This window comes from Escherichia albertii NBRC 107761 = DSM 17582 (assembly GCF_000759775.1).
Classification (GTDB): domain Bacteria; phylum Pseudomonadota; class Gammaproteobacteria; order Enterobacterales; family Enterobacteriaceae; genus Escherichia; species Escherichia albertii.
The window spans coordinates 25,373-44,952 of the sequence record NZ_BBMY01000006.1; the positions used below are offsets into that span (position 1 = coordinate 25,373).

The 19,580-nt window shown below is 50.7% G+C and carries 18 protein-coding genes and 2 tRNA genes; 11 read left to right on the plus strand and 9 right to left on the minus strand.

Annotated elements, in window-relative coordinates; all coding sequences use genetic code 11:
- Positions 1 to 79 precede the first annotated feature (79 nt).
- A complete protein-coding gene (gene xni / locus EA14781_RS02135) occupies positions 80 to 835 on the plus strand; it encodes a flap endonuclease Xni (RefSeq protein WP_001352986.1) in 756 nt (251 codons plus the stop codon).
- A 103-nt stretch (positions 836 to 938) separates the two neighbouring features.
- Here xni and fucO read toward each other — a convergent pair whose 3' ends face one another.
- Complete coding sequence (gene fucO, locus EA14781_RS02140; protein ID WP_024164728.1) at positions 939 to 2,087, minus strand: lactaldehyde reductase; 1,149 nt, start codon at positions 2,085 to 2,087, stop codon at positions 939 to 941.
- A 27-nt stretch (positions 2,088 to 2,114) separates the two neighbouring features.
- Positions 2,115 to 2,762: an L-fuculose-phosphate aldolase gene (fucA, locus tag EA14781_RS02145; RefSeq protein WP_000440785.1), complete on the minus strand. Its 648-nt coding sequence runs from the start codon at positions 2,760 to 2,762 to the stop codon at positions 2,115 to 2,117.
- Positions 2,763 to 3,306: 544 nt separating this feature from the next.
- Between fucA and fucP the strand changes: the two genes are divergently transcribed.
- From fucP to fucR, 5 genes are all read left to right on the plus strand, one after another.
- On the plus strand, positions 3,307 to 4,623 hold the full coding sequence (gene fucP / locus EA14781_RS02150; RefSeq protein WP_000528615.1) for an L-fucose:H+ symporter permease: 1,317 nt from the start codon (positions 3,307 to 3,309) through the stop codon (positions 4,621 to 4,623).
- 32 nt (positions 4,624 to 4,655) lie between these two features.
- On the plus strand, positions 4,656 to 6,431 hold the full coding sequence (fucI, locus tag EA14781_RS02155) for an L-fucose isomerase (RefSeq protein ID WP_000724180.1): 1,776 nt from the start codon (positions 4,656 to 4,658) through the stop codon (positions 6,429 to 6,431).
- A gap of 108 nt (positions 6,432 to 6,539) precedes the next feature.
- Complete coding sequence (fucK, locus tag EA14781_RS02160) at positions 6,540 to 7,958, plus strand: L-fuculokinase (RefSeq protein WP_000808403.1); 1,419 nt, start codon at positions 6,540 to 6,542, stop codon at positions 7,956 to 7,958.
- Between the two features lies 1 nt (position 7,959).
- Complete coding sequence (fucU, locus tag EA14781_RS02165; protein ID WP_000920828.1) at positions 7,960 to 8,382, plus strand: L-fucose mutarotase; 423 nt, start codon at positions 7,960 to 7,962, stop codon at positions 8,380 to 8,382.
- Positions 8,383 to 8,439: 57 nt separating this feature from the next.
- Positions 8,440 to 9,171, plus strand: a complete 732-nt coding sequence (fucR, locus tag EA14781_RS02170; RefSeq protein ID WP_002461407.1) for an L-fucose operon activator — start codon at positions 8,440 to 8,442, stop codon at positions 9,169 to 9,171.
- Between the two features lie 43 nt (positions 9,172 to 9,214).
- Here fucR and rlmM read toward each other — a convergent pair whose 3' ends face one another.
- From rlmM to EA14781_RS02190, 4 genes are all read right to left on the minus strand, one after another.
- Complete coding sequence (rlmM, locus tag EA14781_RS02175; RefSeq protein ID WP_001045505.1) at positions 9,215 to 10,315, minus strand: 23S rRNA (cytidine(2498)-2'-O)-methyltransferase RlmM; 1,101 nt, start codon at positions 10,313 to 10,315, stop codon at positions 9,215 to 9,217.
- Complete coding sequence (locus EA14781_RS02180; RefSeq protein ID WP_000203906.1) at positions 10,308 to 10,703, minus strand: DUF423 domain-containing protein; 396 nt, start codon at positions 10,701 to 10,703, stop codon at positions 10,308 to 10,310. Before EA14781_RS02180 ends, rlmM begins: the two co-directional genes overlap by 8 nt.
- Positions 10,704 to 10,721: 18 nt before the next feature.
- The gene (gcvA, locus tag EA14781_RS02185; protein ID WP_000044394.1) at positions 10,722 to 11,639 is read right to left on the minus strand and encodes a glycine cleavage system transcriptional regulator GcvA; all 918 of its coding nucleotides are present in this window, start codon (positions 11,637 to 11,639) and stop codon (positions 10,722 to 10,724) included.
- A 351-nt stretch (positions 11,640 to 11,990) separates the two neighbouring features.
- Positions 11,991 to 12,218, minus strand: a complete 228-nt coding sequence (locus tag EA14781_RS02190) for a YgdI/YgdR family lipoprotein (RefSeq protein WP_000750400.1) — start codon at positions 12,216 to 12,218, stop codon at positions 11,991 to 11,993.
- Positions 12,219 to 12,410: 192 nt separating this feature from the next.
- On the opposite strand from EA14781_RS02190, the gene csdA reads away from it, so the two are divergent.
- Positions 12,411 to 13,616: a cysteine desulfurase CsdA gene (csdA, locus tag EA14781_RS02195; protein WP_002461403.1), complete on the plus strand. Its 1,206-nt coding sequence runs from the start codon at positions 12,411 to 12,413 to the stop codon at positions 13,614 to 13,616.
- Positions 13,616 to 14,059 (plus strand): cysteine desulfurase sulfur acceptor subunit CsdE, encoded by a 444-nt coding sequence (csdE, locus tag EA14781_RS02200; protein ID WP_000203716.1) that lies wholly within the window; start codon positions 13,616 to 13,618, stop codon positions 14,057 to 14,059. The genes csdA and csdE overlap by 1 nt, the downstream gene beginning before the upstream one ends.
- Positions 14,060 to 14,122: 63 nt before the next feature.
- On the opposite strand, the gene tcdA is transcribed toward csdE, so the two are convergent.
- Both tcdA and mltA read right to left on the minus strand, forming a co-directional pair.
- Entirely contained in the window at positions 14,123 to 14,929 is an 807-nt protein-coding gene (tcdA, locus tag EA14781_RS02205) for a tRNA cyclic N6-threonylcarbamoyladenosine(37) synthase TcdA (RefSeq protein ID WP_000117712.1), read from the minus strand.
- Between the two features lie 224 nt (positions 14,930 to 15,153).
- Entirely contained in the window at positions 15,154 to 16,251 is a 1,098-nt protein-coding gene (gene mltA / locus EA14781_RS02210; RefSeq protein ID WP_000678634.1) for a murein transglycosylase A, read from the minus strand.
- Between the two features lie 207 nt (positions 16,252 to 16,458).
- Here mltA and EA14781_RS02215 point away from each other — a divergent pair.
- Both EA14781_RS02215 and EA14781_RS02220 read left to right on the plus strand, forming a co-directional pair.
- Positions 16,459 to 16,535: transfer RNA gene (locus EA14781_RS02215), tRNA-Met, on the plus strand.
- A gap of 34 nt (positions 16,536 to 16,569) precedes the next feature.
- A tRNA-Met gene (locus tag EA14781_RS02220) sits at positions 16,570 to 16,646 on the plus strand.
- A 75-nt stretch (positions 16,647 to 16,721) separates the two neighbouring features.
- Here the strand turns inward: EA14781_RS02220 and amiC are convergent.
- Complete coding sequence (gene amiC, locus EA14781_RS02225) at positions 16,722 to 17,975, minus strand: N-acetylmuramoyl-L-alanine amidase AmiC (protein WP_002461400.1); 1,254 nt, start codon at positions 17,973 to 17,975, stop codon at positions 16,722 to 16,724.
- Between the two features lie 231 nt (positions 17,976 to 18,206).
- Between amiC and argA the strand changes: the two genes are divergently transcribed.
- Positions 18,207 to 19,538, plus strand: coding sequence for an amino-acid N-acetyltransferase (gene argA, locus EA14781_RS02230; protein ID WP_000237961.1), 1,332 nt, complete (start codon positions 18,207 to 18,209; stop codon positions 19,536 to 19,538).
- The last annotated feature ends 42 nt before the right edge of the window (positions 19,539 to 19,580 follow it).

The window sequence follows — 19,580 nt, forward strand, 5'->3', positions numbered from 1 at the left end:
CTTCCCGATTTTTCATCCCGCCGTAGCCTGTTCCGGTATCGAATGTTACCCTTATCGCCTGATCTTTAAGGGGGTTATCGTGGCTGTTCATTTGCTTATTGTCGATGCATTGAATCTTATTCGTCGCATTCATGCCGTTCAGGGGTCGCCCTGTGTCGAAACCTGCCAGCACGCGCTCGATCAGCTCATTATGCACAGCCAGCCAACCCACGCGGTCGCCGTTTTTGATGATGAAAACCGCAGTAGCGGCTGGCGTCATCAGCGTTTACCAGATTACAAAGCGGGTCGACCGCCAATGCCGGAAGAGTTGCACAACGAAATGCCTGCATTACGCGCAGCCTTTGAGCAACGCGGCGTCCCGTGCTGGTCAGCCAGCGGCAACGAAGCCGATGACTTAGCCGCCACACTGGCAGTCAAAGTGACTCAGGCGGGACATCAGGCGACCATTGTTTCGACAGATAAAGGCTACTGTCAGTTACTTTCACCAACTCTACGCATTCGCGATTACTTTCAGAAACGCTGGCTGGACGCACCGTTTATTGATAAAGAATTTGGCGTTCAACCTCAGCAATTGCCCGATTATTGGGGGCTGGCGGGGATCAGTAGTTCAAAAGTACCGGGCGTTGCGGGGATCGGGCCCAAAAGCGCCACGCAGCTGCTGGTCGAGTTTCAGAGTCTGGAAGGGATATATGAGAATCTGGACGCAGTTGCCGAAAAGTGGCGCAAAAAATTAGAAATGCATAAAGAGATGGCGTTTCTGTGCCGCGATATTGCCCGCTTACAAACCGATTTGCATATCGACGGCAATTTACAGCAATTGCGGTTGGTACGGTAAAGAGATACAGGGTGCTACTGATTAACACCCCATTGAATTTAATGCACTTGTAGGCCGGATAAGACGCGCCAGCGCCGCATCCGGCATTATCACTGCAGCGCAATTACCAGGCGGTATGGTAAAGCTCGACAATATCCTCCAGCGTCGCTTCGCGCGGATTGCCTCCGGTACAAACATCGTCCAGGGCCGCCTGTGCCAGCGCCGGAATGTCTTCTTTACGTACACCAACGTCACGCAAATGCGGCGGGATACCGACATCACGGTTGAGCGCAAACACCGCGTCAACAGCGGCATTACGCGCTTCCTCCAGACTCATATCTTCCACTTTCACGCCCATTACGCGCGCAATATCGCGATACTTCTCGCCGGTAAAGTCGGCGTTATAGCGCATAACATGCGGTAACAGAATGGCGTTCGCAACGCCGTGCGGAGTGTTATAAAACGCGCCCAATGGATGCGCCATACCATGCACCAGCCCTAACCCAACGTTGGAGAAGCCCATCCCCGCGACATACTGCCCGAGCGCCATCTCTTCTCCGGCATCCTTATCACCGGCAACCGAACCACGCAGTGCACCAGCTATAATTTCAATGGCTTTAATGTGCAACGCATCGGTCAGCGCCCACGCGCCGCGGGTAATATACCCCTCAATAGCGTGAGTCAGCGCATCGACACCCGTCGCGGCTTTCAGGGCTGGCGGCATGCCATCCATCATGTCAGCATCAATAAACGCCACTTGTGGGATATCATGCGGATCAACGCAAACAAACTTGCGCCGTTTTTCTTCGTCGGTGATCACATAGTTTATGGTCACTTCCGCCGCAGTACCTGCTGTGGTGGGGATTGCCAGAATTGGCACACTGGATCTATTAGTTGGCGAAAGCCCTTCCAGACTGCGCACATCGGCAAATTCAGGGTTGTTGCTGATGATGCCAATCGCTTTACAGGTATCCTGCGGCGAGCCACCGCCGATAGCAATCAAGTAATCCGCGCCACTGTTCTGGAATACCCCCAGCCCTTCTTTAACTACAGTAATTGTTGGGTTGGGCACGACACCGTCGTAAATTGCCCATGCCAGCCCTGCTGCATCCATCTTATCGGTCACTTTCGCCACCACGCCGCATTGCACCAGCGTTTTATCGGTGACGATCAGCGCCTTCTGATAACCACGGCGTTTCACCTCATCGGTTAAGGCCCCTACTGCCCCCCGACCAAACCATGCCGTTTCGTTCAGAATCATTCTGTTAGCCATCATCCTTCTCCTTGTTGCTTTACGAAATTACTCTTCAATCCGTAATCCATAGGTTTTGAATTTCTCCAGCACTACAGCAATCTCTTCATCGCTCAGCACAGGCACCGGGTCCGTAATCGCCAGAGTTGTCAGATAAAGCTGCGCCAACACTTCAACTTCATGCGCCAGCCATAACGCTTTTTCCAGATTCGCCTCACAAGCGATAAGCCCATGATGTTGTAACAAAGTTGCCTTACGATTTTTGAGAGCCAGCGCAACATGTTCAGAAAGTTCGCGTGTTCCAAAGGTTGCATAAGGAGCACAAGGAATGGAGTTACCGCCAGCCGCCGCAATCATGTAGTGAATAGCGGGGATCGGTCGGTTAAGAATGGAAACTGCCGTGCAATGAACGGCATGGTTATGGACAACGGCATTAGCATCCGGTCTGCTTTGATAGGCCGCCATATGGAAACGCCATTCGCTGGAAGGGAGTTTTCCTTCCTCATGTTTACCGTTGCCATCAATAAAGACAATCTGCGACTCCGTCAATTTTTCATACGGGATGCCTGTAGGCGTAATCAGCATCCCATCCTGATAACGTACACTGACGTTACCCGCGGTCCCCTGATTCAGCCCCAGGCGGGTCATTTCCAGACAAGTGTCAATAATCTGACGAGCAAGTTTATTTCGTTCCATTAGCTACCTCTCTGATTCAAAACAGGACAATAATGTTGTTCCTTTCACACTATTGAATGAGCCGTTTAATTGCTCACCATATTCTTCCTGCAGAATCAGAAAGAAATTTACAAGGTTATTTTTTGTGAGCTACTTCAACTAATCACGGGAAATAACAGCAAGAACACTGTTTATAAAACTGATAAAAATGACCGCTCTTAAAAATATTTATCAAAACGGTCATTTTTATTTCCCACTACTGTTGGAATGCCCGTTTTCGGCGCAAACAATTAATACGGTCATCCGCTTTGTGTTTTTGATGATTTATTTTCTGAAACGGGCATGATTTTTTGATTATTAAAGTGATGGTAATCACATAAAGCCACCTTCCGACTAATAAGTGTGACCACCGTCATATTACAGAGCGTTTTTTATTTGAAAATGAATCCATGAGTTCATTTCTGACAGGCAAATACTCACTGACATGAAGCCCGAACTCGCAGGTTTTGCAATTTTGAAAACATAACCGATTACGTGCTTAAGCTTCTGAACCTAAGAGGATGCTATGGGAAACACATCAATACAAACGCAGAGTTATCGTGCGGTAGATAAAGATACAGGGCAAAGCAGATGTTACATTATTCCATTCGCGCTGCTGTGTTCACTGTTTTTTCTTTGGGCGGTAGCCAATAACCTCAACGACATTTTATTACCCCAATTCCAACAAGCTTTTACGCTAACAAATTTCCAGGCTGGCCTGATCCAATCAGCCTTCTATTTTGGTTATTTCATTATTCCAATTCCTGCCGGGATACTGATGAAGAAACTCAGTTATAAGGCTGGAATTATTACCGGATTATTTTTATATGCCTTTGGCGCTGCATTATTCTGGCCCGCGGCAGAAATAATGAACTACACCTTATTTTTAGTTGGCTTGTTTATTATTGCAGCCGGACTAGGTTGTCTGGAAACTGCCGCAAACCCTTTTGTTACGGTATTAGGGCCAGAAAACAGCAGTCATTTTCGTTTAAATCTTGCGCAAACATTTAACTCTTTTGGCGCAATTATCGCAGTTGTCTTTGGGCAAAGTCTTATTTTGTCTAACGTGCCACATCAATCGCAAGACGTTCTCGATAAAATGTCGCCAGAGCAATTGAGTGCGTATAAACACAGCCTGGTATTATCGGTACAGACACCTTATATGATCATCGTGGCTATCGTTTTACTGGTCGCCCTGCTGATCATGCTGACGAAATTCCCGGCATTGCAGAGTGATAATCACAGTGATGCTAAACAAGGATCATTCTCAGCATCACTTTCTCGTCTGATGCATATTCGCCACTGGCGCTGGGCGGTATTAGCGCAATTCTGCTATGTCGGTGCGCAAACGGCCTGCTGGAGCTATTTGATTCGCTACGCTGTAGAAGAAATTCCAGGTATGACCGCGGGCTTTGCCGCTAACTATTTAACCGGAACCATGGTGTGCTTCTTTATTGGTCGTTTCACCGGCACCTGGCTCATCAGTCGCTTCGCACCACATAAAGTCCTGGCAGCCTATGCATTAATCGCTATGGCATTGTGCCTGGTTTCAGCCTTCGCTGGCGGTCACGTTGGCTTAATCTCCCTGACATTATGCAGCGCCTTTATGTCGATTCAGTACCCAACCATCTTCTCGCTGGGCATTAAGAATCTCGGCCAGGACACCAAATACGGCTCGTCCTTCATCGTTATGACCATTATTGGCGGCGGTATTGTCACTCCGGTCATGGGCTTTGTCAGTGATGCAGCAGGCAACATCCCCACAGCCGAACTGATACCCGCACTCTGCTTTGCAGTCATCTTTGTCTTTGCCCGTTTCCGTTCTCAAACGGCAACTAACTGAACATATTTTCCGAATAAAGTGAGGAATCTGTAATGAAAAAAATCAGCTTACCGAAAATTGGTATCCGCCCGGTTATTGATGGTCGTCGCATGGGCGTTCGTGAGTCGCTTGAAGAACAAACAATGAATATGGCGAAAGCCACAGCCGCACTGCTGACCGAGAAACTGCGCCATGCCTGCGGAGCTGTCGTCGAGTGTGTCATTTCCGATACCTGTATCGCGGGTATGGCTGAAGCCGCCGCCTGCGAAGAAAAATTCAGCAGCCAGAATGTAGGTCTTACCATTACGGTAACGCCTTGCTGGTGCTATGGCAGTGAAACCATCGACATGGACCCAACCCGCCCGAAAGCCATTTGGGGCTTTAACGGCACTGAACGCCCCGGCGCTGTTTACCTCGCCGCAGCTCTGGCAGCTCACAGTCAGAAAGGCATCCCGGCATTCTCCATTTACGGTCATGACGTTCAGGATGCCGATGACACATCGATCCCTGCCGACGTTGAAGAAAAACTGCTGCGCTTTGCCCGCGCCGGTTTGGCAGTCGCCAGCATGAAAGGTAAAAGCTATCTGTCGCTGGGCGGCGTTTCGATGGGCATCGCCGGTTCCATCGTTGACCACAACTTCTTTGAATCCTGGCTGGGGATGAAAGTCCAGGCGGTGGATATGACCGAACTGCGTCGCCGTATCGATCAGAAGATTTACGACGAAGCCGAACTGGAAATGGCTCTGGCCTGGGCTGATAAAAACTTCCGCTATGGCGAAGATGAAAATAACAAACAGTATCAACGCAATGCTGAGCAAAGCCGCGCAGTTCTGCGTGAAAGTTTGCTGATGGCGATGTGTATCCGCGACATGATGCAAGGCAACAGTAAACTGGCTGATATCGGTCGTGTGGAAGAATCTCTTGGCTACAACGCCATTGCTGCGGGCTTCCAGGGGCAACGTCACTGGACCGATCAATATCCCAATGGCGACACCGCCGAAGCAATTCTCAATAGTTCATTTGACTGGAATGGCGTGCGCAAACCGTTTGTTGTGGCGACCGAAAACGACAGTCTTAACGGCGTAGCAATGCTGATGGGCCACCAACTTACCGGCACCGCTCAGGTATTTGCCGATGTGCGTACCTACTGGTCACCAGAAGCAATTGAGCGTGTAACAGGGTATAAACTGGACGGGCTGGCTGAACACGGCATTATCCATCTGATCAACTCCGGCTCTGCCGCTCTGGATGGTTCCTGCAAACAACGCGACAGCGAAGGTAAACCGACCATGAAGCCGCACTGGGAAATCTCTCAGCAAGAGGCTGACGCTTGCCTCGCCGCTACCGAATGGTGTCCGGCGATCCACGAATATTTCCGTGGCGGCGGCTACTCTTCCCGCTTCCTTACCGAAGGCGGCGTTCCGTTCACCATGACCCGTGTCAACATCATCAAAGGACTGGGACCGGTACTGCAAATCGCAGAAGGCTGGAGCGTTGAGTTACCGAAGGATGTGCATGACATCCTCAACAAACGCACTAACTCAACCTGGCCAACGACCTGGTTTGCACCGCGCCTCACCGGCAAAGGGCCGTTTACGGATGTGTACTCGGTAATGGCAAACTGGGGCGCTAACCACGGGGTTCTGACCATCGGCCATGTCGGCGCAGACTTTATCACCCTCGCCTCAATGTTGCGTATCCCGGTATGTATGCACAACGTTGAAGAGACAAAAGTGTATCGTCCTTCGGCCTGGGCGGCGCACGGTATGGATATTGAAGGCCAGGATTACCGCGCTTGCCAGAACTACGGCCCGCTGTACAAGCGTTAATACATTACTCCCTGATGTGATGCCCGGTCGCTCCGGCTACCGGGCCTGAACAAGCAAGAGTGGTTAGCCGGATAAGCCATATTATCCGGCTATATTGCAGGAGCGATTATGAAACAAGAAGTTATCCTGGTACTCGACTGTGGAGCGACCAATGTCAGGGCCATCGCGGTTAATCGGCAGGGAAAAATTGTTGCCCGCGCCTCAACGCCTAATGCCAGCGATATCGCGATGGAAAACAGTACCTGGCACCAGTGGTCTTTAGACGCCATTTTGCAACGCTTTGCTGATTGTTGTCGGCAAATCAACGGTGAACTGGCTGAGTGCCACATCCGCGGTATTGCCGTAACGACCTTTGGCGTGGATGGTGCTCTGGTAGATAAGCAAGGAAATCTGCTCTATCCGATCATTAGCTGGAAATGTCCGCGAACGGCGGCGGTAATGGAAAATATTGGACGATTGATCTCTGCACAGAAATTGCAGGCTATTTCTGGGATCGGAGCCTTTAGTTTCAATACGTTATATAAGTTGGTGTGGTTGAAAGAAAATCATCCACAACTGTTGGAACACGCGCACGCCTGGCTCTTTATTTCGTCACTGATTAACCACCGTTTAACTGGCGAATTGACTACGGATGTCACCATGGCCGGAACCAGCCAGATGCTGGATATTCAGCAACGCGATTTCAGCCCGCAAATCTTACAAGCCACCGGTATCCCTCGCCGTCTCTTCCCTCGTCTGGTGGAGGCTGGTGAACAGATTGGCACGCTACAGAACAGCGCCGCAGCAATGCTTGGCTTACCCGTTGGTATTCCGGTGATTTCCGCGGGTCACGATACCCAGTTCGCCCTTTTTGGCGCTGGCGCCGAACAAAATGAACCCGTGCTCTCTTCTGGTACATGGGAAATTTTAATGGTCCGCAGCGCGCAGGTTGATACTTCGCTGCTAAGTCAGTACGCCGGATCCACCTGCGAACTGGATAGCCAGGCAGGGTTATATAACCCAGGTATGCAATGGCTGGCATCCGGCGTGCTGGAATGGGTGAGAAAACTGTTCTGGACGGTTGAAACTCCGTGGCAAATGCTGATTGAAGAAGCACGTCGGATCCCACCTGGCGCGGACGGAGTAAAAATGCAGTGTGATTTGTTGTCATGTCAAAACGCAGGCTGGCAAGGCGTGACGCTCAATACCACGCGGGGGCATTTCTATCGCGCGGCGCTGGAAGGGTTAACCACGCAGTTACAACGCAATCTACAGATGCTGGAAAAAATCGGCCATTTTAAAGCCTCTGAATTACTGTTAGTCGGTGGCGGAAGTCGCAACACATTGTGGAATCAGATTAAAGCCAATGTGCTTGATATTCCTGTAAAAGTTCTCGACGACGCCGAAACGACCGTCGCAGGAGCGGCGCTATTTGGCTGGTATGGCGTAGGGGAATTTAACAGCCCGGAAGAAGCCCGCGCGCAGATTCATTATCAGTACCGTTATTTCTACCCGCAAACTGAACCCGAATTTATAGAGGAGGCGTGAAATGCTGAAAACAATTTCGCCGTTAATTTCTCCCGAACTGTTGAAAGTACTGGCAGAAATGGGGCATGGAGATGAAATTATTTTTTCTGATGCTCACTTTCCTGCCCATGCAATGGGACCGCAGGTGATCCGCGCTGATGGTCTGTTGGTCAGCGACTTACTCCAGGCGATTATCCCGTTATTTGAACTGGATAGCTATGCGCCGCCGCTGGTGATGATGGCGGCGGTAGAAGGTGACACACTCGATCCTGAAGTCGAACAACGCTATCGCAATGCACTTTCATTCCAGGCCCCCTGCCCTGAAATTACCCGCATTGACCGTTTTGCGTTTTATGAGCGGGCGCAAAAAGCCTTTGCGATCGTAATCACAGGAGAACGTGCGAAGTACGGGAATATTCTTTTAAAAAAAGGGGTAACGCCGTAATCTCATATCGGTACGCCCGCATGACGCGGGCGGTTATCGAATGATGGGGTGAAAAATATGAAAGCGGCACGCCAGCAAGCGATAGTCGACCTGCTGCTGAACCATACCAGTTTGACCACGGAAACGCTCTCTGAGCAGCTAAAGGTCAGTAAAGAAACCATTCGTCGCGATCTCAATGAATTACAGGCGCGAGGCAAAGTTCTGCGCAATCATGGGCGCGCCAAATATATCCACCGTCAAAATCAAGACAGTGGCGATCCCTTTCATATCCGACTGAAAAGTCATTATGCGCATAAAGCAGATATCGCCCGCGAGGCACTCGCGTGGATTGAAGAAGGGATGGTGATCGCCTTAGACGCCAGTTCAACGTGCTGGTATCTGGCACGCCAGTTGCCTGACATCGACATTCAGGTCTTCACCAATAGCCATCCAATTTGCCATGAACTCGGTAAGCGCGAACGCATTCAACTGATCAGTTCCGGCGGCACACTTGAGCGCAAATATGGTTGCTACGTCAATCCTTCGCTGATTTCCCAGCTTAAATCACTGGAAATCGATCTGTTCATTTTTTCTTGCGAAGGGATCGACAGCAGCGGCGCATTGTGGGACTCCAACGCGATTAATGCCGACTACAAATCCATGTTATTAAAACGCGCCGCGCAATCGTTGTTATTGATTGATAAAAGTAAATTTAATCGTTCAGGAGAAGCCCGCATCGGGCATCTGGATGAAGTCACGCACATTATTTCTGATGAGCGCCAGGTCGCAACTTCTTTGGTAACAGCCTGACGGAAATGGTCGCTGGCCGGAGTCAACGCCCCGGCCTTGCCAGTTACCGCTCGTCGCGACGACCACCTACCGCAGCCCAGATACGGCGGACGTGCACCGTCACTTCTTCGCGATCGTGATATAACTGTCGCGCCTGAATCTGAGCATTTATGTCATGCTCATCAAGCTGTGCCTGAATATACGCCAGATTATGCGACACTTCTTCGTAGCGTTTTTTCATCGGCAGTTTGAGGTTGAAGATGGTTTCACGGCACCAGCCATTAACCAACCACTGAGCCATCAGCGCCGCAACTTTTGCTGGTTTTTCCACCATGTCGCACACCATCCACGAGATATTGTTGCGTGTCGGACGGAATTTGAAACCATCTTCCCGCAACCAGGTCACCTGCCCGGTATCCATCAGACTTTGCGCCATCGGGCCGTTGTCGACGGAATAAACCCACATGTTGCGCTTCACCAGTTGGTAGGTCCAGCCGCCCGGGCAAGCGCCCAAATCCACCGCCCACATCCCGTTCGCCAGGCGTTCATCCCACTCATCCGCAGGAATAAACACATGAAACGCCTCTTCCAGTTTGAGCGTGGAACGGCTTGGCGCATCTGCCGGGAACTTCAGGCGCGGTATGCCCATATAGAATGGCGAGTTATTGTTGCTGTAAGAATAACCGGTGTAGCAGCAGCCAGGTGCAATAAAGAAGACGTGCACCACCGGACGTTTTGGCGTTTCATAGTTCGCCAGTACGCCAGCATCGCGCAAGGCAGCACGTAGCGGTACGGTGAATTTACGGCAGAATTTCAGCAACTCTTTACTTTCGTTGGTATCCGCAACTTCAACACGCAGTTCGCCGCCTTTCTCCACCACGCCCTGCAACATGCTGACAATGGGGGTAATACGATCTTCTGGCGGCAAGTGCTGGAGCAACTCACCAACCACAAACCACTGACGGGCGAAAATTAATGAGCTGAACGGCAGATCGCGGATTAACTTATCGCCATCATCTGGCTGATAACATTCATAAATCACATAACCTGCATTCTCTTTTACGCGAGCAAAACCGAATATTTCCCGCTGACCGGCTTTATCGGTAATTTCTGCGGCGCACTCTTTTTCAAAGCCCGGACGGCACAACAATACAACCTTATTCATGACTTACGCCCTTGCGCTTTAAACGGATAGCTCCGACTAACATTAACGCCCAGCCCACGAGGAAGCTTACGCCGCCAACCGGGGTGACAAACGCCCACAAACGCAGATGAGACAGCGCCAGGCAATAAAGGCTGCCGCTGAACAGCACCGTGCCTAACGCCAGAAATACGCTACTCCAGTAAAACCAGATACTGATGCGGCGCTGCATCGCCACCGCCAGACCTAAAATCGCCAGCGTATGGAACGCCTGGTATTCAAGGCCGGTCTGGATCCAACCCATTTCAACGGCACCCATAGTTTTACTTAATACGTGCGCGCCAAAAGCGCCCAGAGCGACAAAAATGAAACCACTAATGGCGGCGAAAATCAGCATAAAACGGCTGGTCATGGTCGTACCCTACGTAAATTATTGTTCATAACGAAAGCGGAATTTTTCTTGTTCAGCAGCAGCTTTCGCCAGAATCCATTGGCGAAAGGCGGCTATTTTACCCAGTTCTGCCTGGCTGTCATGACAAACCAGATAAAAAGCATTTTTGCTGACCAGTACATCATTAAACGGGCAGACAAGGCGTCCGGCCTCGATTTCGGACTGCGCCATCACGTTATTCGCCAGCGCGACTCCCTGCCCGTGTATAGCTGCCTGCAACACCATTGCGCTGTGACTGAAAATCGGCCCCTGTTGGACATTAATATGATTTAGTCCCAGTTGCCGGGTATATGTCTGCCAGTCACGCCGGGAGGCATCGTGCAACAAAGTATGTTTAGCCAGGTCTTCGGGTGTCTTCAAGGGTTTATCACCGGTTAACAGCAAAGGCGAACATACAGGCAACAGGTATTCAGCATAAAGTTTTTCTACCCGTAGTCCTGGCCAGTTACCGCGACCATAAAATATAGCCACATCAACATCATCCGCCAGTTTATCTTCCTGGCGATCGACCGCCTGAATTCGGACATCGATTCCCGGATAAGCTGAATTAAAGCTGGAAAGCCGAGGGACAAGCCAGTGGATGGCGAAACTGGGTAGTAAACTGACCGTCAATGCCCCCTTAGCGCTACGGGCCTGGAGTTTACGTGTCGCTTCAGTTAATTGCGAAAAAATTTCTTTGATGTCGAGGAAATAACTCTGCCCTTCTTCGGTTAACAGAAGTGAACGATTACGGCGGCGGAATAGCTTTAGACCCAAAAAATCTTCAAGTGACTTGATTTGATGGCTTACTGCGGCCTGTGTCACAAAAAGCTCTTCTGCTGCGCGCGTGAAACTTAAATGGCGTGCGGCAGCATCAAAAACTCGTAAGGCATTTAGCGGTGGTAATCGTTTTGACATGGCTTTTAAACTTTGATGTTAAAGAAATTTAACAATTAGATCACATTGTGTAACCTATTAGTTTTTTTTATCTGAGCCATTATAATTTGTCCGTTGAGCTTCTACCAGCAAATACCTATAGTGGCGGCACTTCCTGAGCCGGAACGAAAAGTTTTATCGGAATGCGTGTTCTGATTAACTTTTGGCTTACGGTTGTGATGTTGTGTTGTTGTGTTTGCAATTGGTCTGCGATTCAGACCATGGTAGCAAAGCTACCTTTTTTCACTTCCTGTACATTTACCCTGTCTGTCCATAGTGATTAATGTAGCACCGCCTAATTGCGGTGCTTTTTTTTTACCTTGCGCTCGCCAATTATTGAGCCAGTTCAACCATCTCTTTCACATCAGTGCGATTAATCTGCTGTTTGTTGCCATTAGCGTCTTTATAGGAAATCATCCCGGTTTCATCATCCGTCATCGGCTTGCTATCGGCGACAATGGTACGCCCATCGTTGGTGTGCATAACATAGTTTGAACCGGAACAGGCGCTAAGGGCAAAAGTCAGCATACAGGCGAAAAGCGTAGCGGCAGTCTTTTTCATCTTCTTCTCCTTAAAGCGATTATTAACTCGCAATAAAAATCGATTAACAGGCTAAAATTTACGCCTGACACTATTCAGCATACGTCACTGATGTAGAGCCATCTGGATATCCAGATAAATCCGAGGGTTAGGACTCACCTTGTATCAAAGTGAATTTTGCGCCACGATCGGTTTATCAAACCGAGGAGTACCATGAACGTTTTTAATCCCGCGCAGTTCCGTGCGCAGTTTCCCGCATTACAGGATGCGGGCGTCTATCTCGACAGCGCCGCGACTGCGCTCAAGCCAGAAGCTGTCGTTGAAGCAACCCGGCAGTTTTACAGTCTGAGCGGCGGAAACGTGCATCGCAGCCAGTTTGCCGAAGCTCAACGCCTGACCGCGCGTTATGAAGCTGCACGGGAAAAAGTGGCGAAATGGCTCAATGCACCGGATGACAAAACTATCGTCTGGACGCGTGGCACCACTGAATCCATCAATATGGTAGCGCAATGCTATGCCCGTCCGCGTCTGCAACCGGGCGATGAGATTATTGTCAGTGTGGCAGAGCACCACGCCAACCTCGTTCCATGGCTGATGGTCGCGCAACAAACCGGGGCCAAAGTGGTGAAGTTACCGCTAAATGCGCAACGGTTACCGGATGTCGATTTATTACCGGAGCTAATGACTCCCCGTAGTCGGATTCTGGCGCTGGGGCAAATGTCGAATGTCACCGGAGGTTGCCCGGATCTGGCGCGCGCGATTACTTTTGCTCACGCAGCCGAAATGGTGGTCATGGTTGATGGCGCCCAGGGCGCGGTGCATTTCCCTGCGGATGTTCAGCAACTGGGTATCGATTTCTACGCTTTCTCGGGTCACAAGCTTTACGGCCCAACGGGTATCGGTGTGCTATATGGCAAACCAGAGCTACTGGAAGCGATGTCACCCTGGCTGGGCGGCGGCAAAATGATTCATGAAGTCAGCTTTGACGGCTTCTCCACACAATCAGTCCCATGGAAACTGGAAGCCGGAACGCCAAATGTCGCTGGTGTCATTGGATTAAGCGCAGCGCTGGAATGGTTGACAGATTACGATATTAGCCAGGCCGAAAGCTGGAGTCGCAGTCTGGCTACGCTGGCAGAAGAAGCGCTGGCAAAACGCCCGGGCTTTCGTTCTTTCCGCTGTCAGGATTCCAGCTTGTTGGCCTTTGATTTCGCGGATGTTCACCACAGCGATATGGTGACCCTGCTGGCAGAGTACGGCATTGCTCTGCGCGCCGGGCAACACTGCGCCCAGCCACTGCTGGCAGAATTAGGCGTAACCGGTACACTGCGCGCCTCTTTTGCGCCATATAATACAAAGAGTGATGTAGATGCGCTGGTGAATGCCGTTGACCGCGCACTGGAATTATTGGTGGATTAATGACTAGCCCGCAATTCGCCGAACATCCGTTTGGCACAACAGTTACCGCACAGTCGTTACGCGATACTTTCGCGCCGTTGACGCAGTGGGAAGAGAAATATCGTCAACTGATTATGTTGGGGAAACAGCTTCCTGCTTTATCAGATGAGTTGAAAGCGCAAGCCAAAGAGATTGCCGGATGCGAGAACCGCGTCTGGCTGGGCTATACCGTTGCTGAAAACGGTAAAATGCACTTCTTTGGCGATAGCGAAGGACGCATAGTGCGCGGTCTTCTGGCCGTGTTATTGACCGCCGTTGAGGGGAGAACCGCCGCCGAATTACAGACACAGTCACCGCTAGCATTATTTGATGAACTAGGGTTACGTTCACAACTTAGCGCCTCACGCAGTCAGGGGTTAAATGCGTTAAGCGAGGCAATTATCGCGGCGACGAAGCAGGCTTGATACCGGATGCGGCGCTGATTCTGGTCGGATAAGACGCATCAGGCGTCGCATCCGACATAATGTTTACACCTGACGCGCCGCCTTCGCCATCATCTTCTTCAGCGCATGAGAAACCGCAACAAAGCCAAAAGTGGCGGTTACCATCGTCGCCGCGCCAAACCCTGAAGCACAATCCATCCGCTTTGGTCCTTCTGCCGTAGCTTTCATCGCGCAGACTGTACCGTCTGACTGCGGGTATACCAGTGCTTCGGTAGAGAACACGCAGTCCACGCCGAGCTTCCCTTTACTGTTTTTTACCACGCCAAAATCGCTTTTCAGGCGCTCGCGCAACTTCGCCGCCAGCGGGTCCTGAATCGTTTTCGCCAGATCGGTAACCTGAATCTGCGTCGGATCAATCTGCCCACCCGCGCCTCCGGTCGTGACCAGCGGGATTTTATTACGCCGACAATATGCGATCAGTGCTGCCTTGGGTCGCACACTATCAATGGCATCAATCACGTACGAATAACCGGCACTCATATATTGCGCAACGTTATCCGGCGTCACGAAATCATCCACCACCATTACCCGACACTCCGGGTTAATCTGGCGAATACGTTCCGCCATCACTTCCGCTTTTGCCAACCCGACGTTATCGCGCAGGGCATGAATTTGCCGATTGGTATTGGTGACGCAGACATCATCCATATCAATCAGCGTAATAGCGCCAATCCCCGTTCGCGCCAGCGCTTCCGCCGCCCAGGAACCGACGCCGCCAATGCCGACGACGCAAATATGCGCATCAGCAAACAGTTGCAACGCTTTTTCACCATACAGACGCGCAGTACCGCCAAAACGCTGGCGCCAGGCATCACTTATCACAACAGACATAGCACCTCAGAATTAAAAAGGGTGAGGTTATCCCTCACCCTAAACGCATAAATGCCTGATGCGCTACGCTTATCAGGCCTACATATCTCCTGCATACATTGAACTTGCATGATTTGTAGGCCGGATAAGGCGTTCACGCCGCATCCGGCATGAACAACGCGCACTTAGAGCGAGATTATTTCTCACTCTGTCTTATCCTTAAAAACGGCGTATAGAATAGCATATCAGCCGCTAAAGACGTTACCTGCACCTGGAGCCGTTTTTAGCACCCAAACGCGCCCATAGTGGTTATACCAACCTGCGCGGTGTCCGGCTTCCGGGCCAATTCCTTGATAGATATCGAAGTGTTGACCTTTGATTGCGCCACCGACATCCAACGCCACCATCAGACGCAGTTCGTACTGACCATTAAATTTGCCGTTATTATCCAACAACGGGACTTCTGCCAGCAAGGTGGTACCGGGCGGGATAATAGAGCGATCAGCGGCAACAGAAGCGCGACCCACCAACGGTACCGCACTTGCCCCTTTCACCGGCGCAAAAGATTGCGGTTTAAAGAAGACGAAAGATGGATTCTGTTCAAGCAGTTCACGAACTTCAGCTTCACTGTGCGTCTCGCCCCAGTGACGAATCGCCTGCATCGACATATCTTCTTTTTTCACTTCGCCACGGTCGATCAGCACCTTACCGATACTACGATAAGCATGACCGTTCTTTCCGGCATAGCTAAAGAAGTTAAGCGGGCTGCCATCGCCAAAATCGATATAACCACTCCCCTGCACATCCATAATGAAGTTATCCATTAAGGAGTTACTGTAAGCGAGAATATATTTATCGATCAGCGCTCCAGCGTAGATCTCAGCACGGGACGGCAGACGACCGCGTTTTGGCGGCATACGATAAATGGGATACTGAAACTCACCCTGGCGGGTATGACGCGCCTGAATTACCGGCGTGTAGTAGCCCGTAAACTGCACGTTGCCGTAGTTATCGGCCCCTTCCATCTGCCAGGCGTCAATCCCAAACTGGCGCAGATTGCGGGTATCACCGCCCGCCCGCAGCCATTCCTGTACAGCATTATAAACACTGCTCTGATTGCCATACAGACGCGGCGACGCATTGCGGATATGGTTAATTTGCTCAGCAAAATCACCAGCGTTAATCGGTGCGCCAACGGCATCTGGCTGGTTCACCAGAGAGAAAGGCTGGGTAAATTTCCCGTCTTTATATTGCTGTCCACGATCGGTTGGTTTGGAGGAGCAAGCGGCAAGCATCGTCACAACCGCGCCCATAAGAAGGTACTTTACCCAACGTCCTTTCATTGTTCTCTTCTTCAGGTTAAAAAATAAGGCGCAACGAAGATAACAAACCGTCGCGTTTAATGAAATGCGCAGCCGCTCCCTGATGCAAGTTTTGTACAAAAAACAATCTCAAGTGCCTTGTTTTTACTCAAAATCATCGAAAATCCGTGATCCGGGTAAAAAAAAGTTGCATAAAAACGCGAGCGGAGTATAGTGCGCATCCACGGACGCGGGGTGGAGCAGCCTGGTAGCTCGTCGGGCTCATAACCCGAAGGTCGTCGGTTCAAATCCGGCCCCCGCAACCAATTAAAATTTGATGAAGTAAAAGCAGTACGGTGACGCGGGGTGGAGCAGCCTGGTAGCTCGTCGGGCTCATAACCCGAAGGTCGTCGGTTCAAATCCGGCCCCCGCAACCAATTATCAAACACCCTGAAGGGTGTTTTTTTGTTTCCTGCCTATCATAAAAAAAGCGCCATTCAGCGCCTTTTTATTTACCCCCTTCTCGCCAGCGTTGCCCCATCGGCAAAATAGGCTTTAATCCCCGCAAGGATAGATTCCGCAACCTGTTGCTGGAAGGTCGCCGTTTTCAGTTTGCGCTCTTCCTCAACGTTACTGATAAACGCCGTTTCGACCAGAATAGAAGGAATATCAGGCGCCTTCAAAACGGCAAACCCCGCCTGCTCAACCTGGTTCTTATGCAGCTTGTTGATTTTGCCCAGCTTATTCAATACAGCCTTACCAAACTTCAGGCTGTCGGCAATGGTCAGCGACTGCACCATATCGAACATGGTGTGGTCAACATAGCGGTCGCCGCTCTTGCTCACACCACCAATCAAGTCCGAGGCGTTCTGAGTTTGCGCCAGATATTTTGCCGCGGTACTGGTTGCACCCTTGGTCGAAAGCGCAAATACCGAGGAGCCGCTCGGCTGGCGACTGGTAAAGGCATCTGCGTGAATAGAGACGAACAGATCTGCACGCTGTTTCTGTGCTTTTGCTACGCGTACTTGCAACGGAATGAAGATGTCTTCATTACGCGTCATGTACACCTTCATGTTGCCCTCTTTTTCGATCAAAGCGCGCAGGCGGCGAGCAATCTGCAACACCACATCTTTTTCACGCGTTTTGTATTTTCCCACTGCACCGGAGTCTTCGCCACCGTGACCGGGATCAAGCATGATGACAATCGGGCGATCGCGCCCTGCCTTGCCAGGCTGTGGGCCGCTCTGCGCTGGCGGTACCTGTTTTTCGAGATCGCCTTTGTTGTAATCCTCCAGCAACGCCAGCAGCGGATCCTGCATATCCTGAGCATTGACCGGATAGAGATCCATCACCAGACGCTCTTTAAATCCTGCAACCGGCGCGAGGGCAAACATCTGCGGTTTTACATTTTGCTTTAGTTCAAAAACCATCCGCACCGTTTGCGGATCAAATTGCCCGACGCGCGCTGACTTGATGAAAGGGTCATCCGCGCGTATTTGCGCAGCCATCCCCTTAAGCACCGAGTTCAGGTTTACATCTTCAATATCTACCACCACGCGCTCAGGATTACTCAACGCGAACTGCTTATATTTCAATTGACGGTTTGATTCTACTGTCACGCGGGTATAGCTGGATGCAGGCCAGACGCGCACAGCCACGACCTGGCTAACCGCAGCCAGACTGACCTGACTGACGCTCAATAGCCACATGGCACCCGCGCCTTGCAGTAAACGACGACGGCTGATTGCAGTGTTGGATCCTGACATGCTTCTCCCGAGCAAAAGAAATCTAAGCTGTGTAACAAGTAAACGACTAATTTGACCGGAAACTTTAGCGAAAGACGCATAATCTGTCATCTACTAAACAGTAAACATTCTTTTTATATTCACGGTATTACTGATAAAAAAGTTGCTCGCGCATAAAATTTGCACTTGCACACAGTAAAAAATCAGAATAAAAATACATTAATTTCGAATAATAATGCAAAGAGGTGTGCCGTGGTGAAGGAACGTAAAACCGAGCTGGTCGAGGGATTCCGTCATTCGGTTCCCTATATCAATACTCACCGGGGAAAAACGTTTGTCATCATGCTTGGCGGAGAGGCCATCGAGCATGAGAATTTTTCCAGTATTGTCAATGATATTGGGCTGCTGCACAGTCTCGGCATCCGTCTGGTGGTGGTCTATGGCGCGCGTCCGCAAATCGATGCAAATCTGGCAGCACATCACCACGAGCCGCTATATCACAAAAACATACGCGTGACCGACGCCAAAACACTGGAGCTGGTGAAGCAAGCCGCAGGCACGTTGCAACTGGACATTACCGCTCGCCTGTCGATGAGTCTCAACAACACACCGTTGCAGGGAGCGCACATCAACGTCGTTAGTGGTAACTTTATTATTGCCCAGCCGCTGGGCGTAGATGACGGCGTAGACTACTGCCATAGCGGACGAATTCGGCGGATTGATGAAGAAGCTATCCATCGCCAACTGGACAACGGCGCGATTGTACTACTGGGTCCGGTGGCAGTTTCGGTCACTGGTGAGAGCTTTAATCTGACCTCAGAAGAGATTGCCACTCAACTTGCCATCAAACTGAAAGCCGAGAAGATGATTGGTTTTTGCTCTTCGCAGGGCGTCACCAATGACGACGGCGATATTGTCTCCGAGCTTTTCCCCAACGAGGCTCAGGCACGGGTAGAAGCCCTGGAAGAGCAAGGCGATTACAACTCCGGTACGGTGCGTTTTTTGCGTGGCGCGGTGAAAGCCTGTCGCAGCGGCGTGCGTCGCTGTCATTTAATCAGTTATCAGGAAGATGGTGCGCTGTTGCAGGAACTGTTCTCTCGTGACGGCATTGGTACGCAGATTGTGATGGAAAGCGCGGAGCAAATCCGTCGCGCCACCATTAATGATATCGGCGGTATTCTGGAGTTAATTCGCCCGCTGGAGCAACAGGGTATTCTGGTACGCCGCTCCCGTGAGCAACTGGAGATGGAGATCGATAAATTCACCATTATTCAGCGTGATAACATGACCATTGCCTGTGCCGCCCTCTACCCATTCCCGGAAGAGAAGATTGGTGAAATGGCTTGTGTCGCAGTCCACCCGGATTACCGCAGTTCATCAAGGGGCGAGGTTTTACTGGAACGCATTGCAGCCCAGGCGAAGCAGAGCGGCTTAAGTAAATTGTTTGTGCTGACAACGCGCAGTATCCACTGGTTCCAGGAGCGCGGATTTACCCCGGTAGATACTGATTTACTGCCGGAGAGTAAAAAGCAGATGTACAACTACCAGCGCAAATCCAAAGTGTTGATGGCGGATTTGGGATAAGCTATGAAAATCGCCGGATGCGATATGCGCAATACTCCAGGT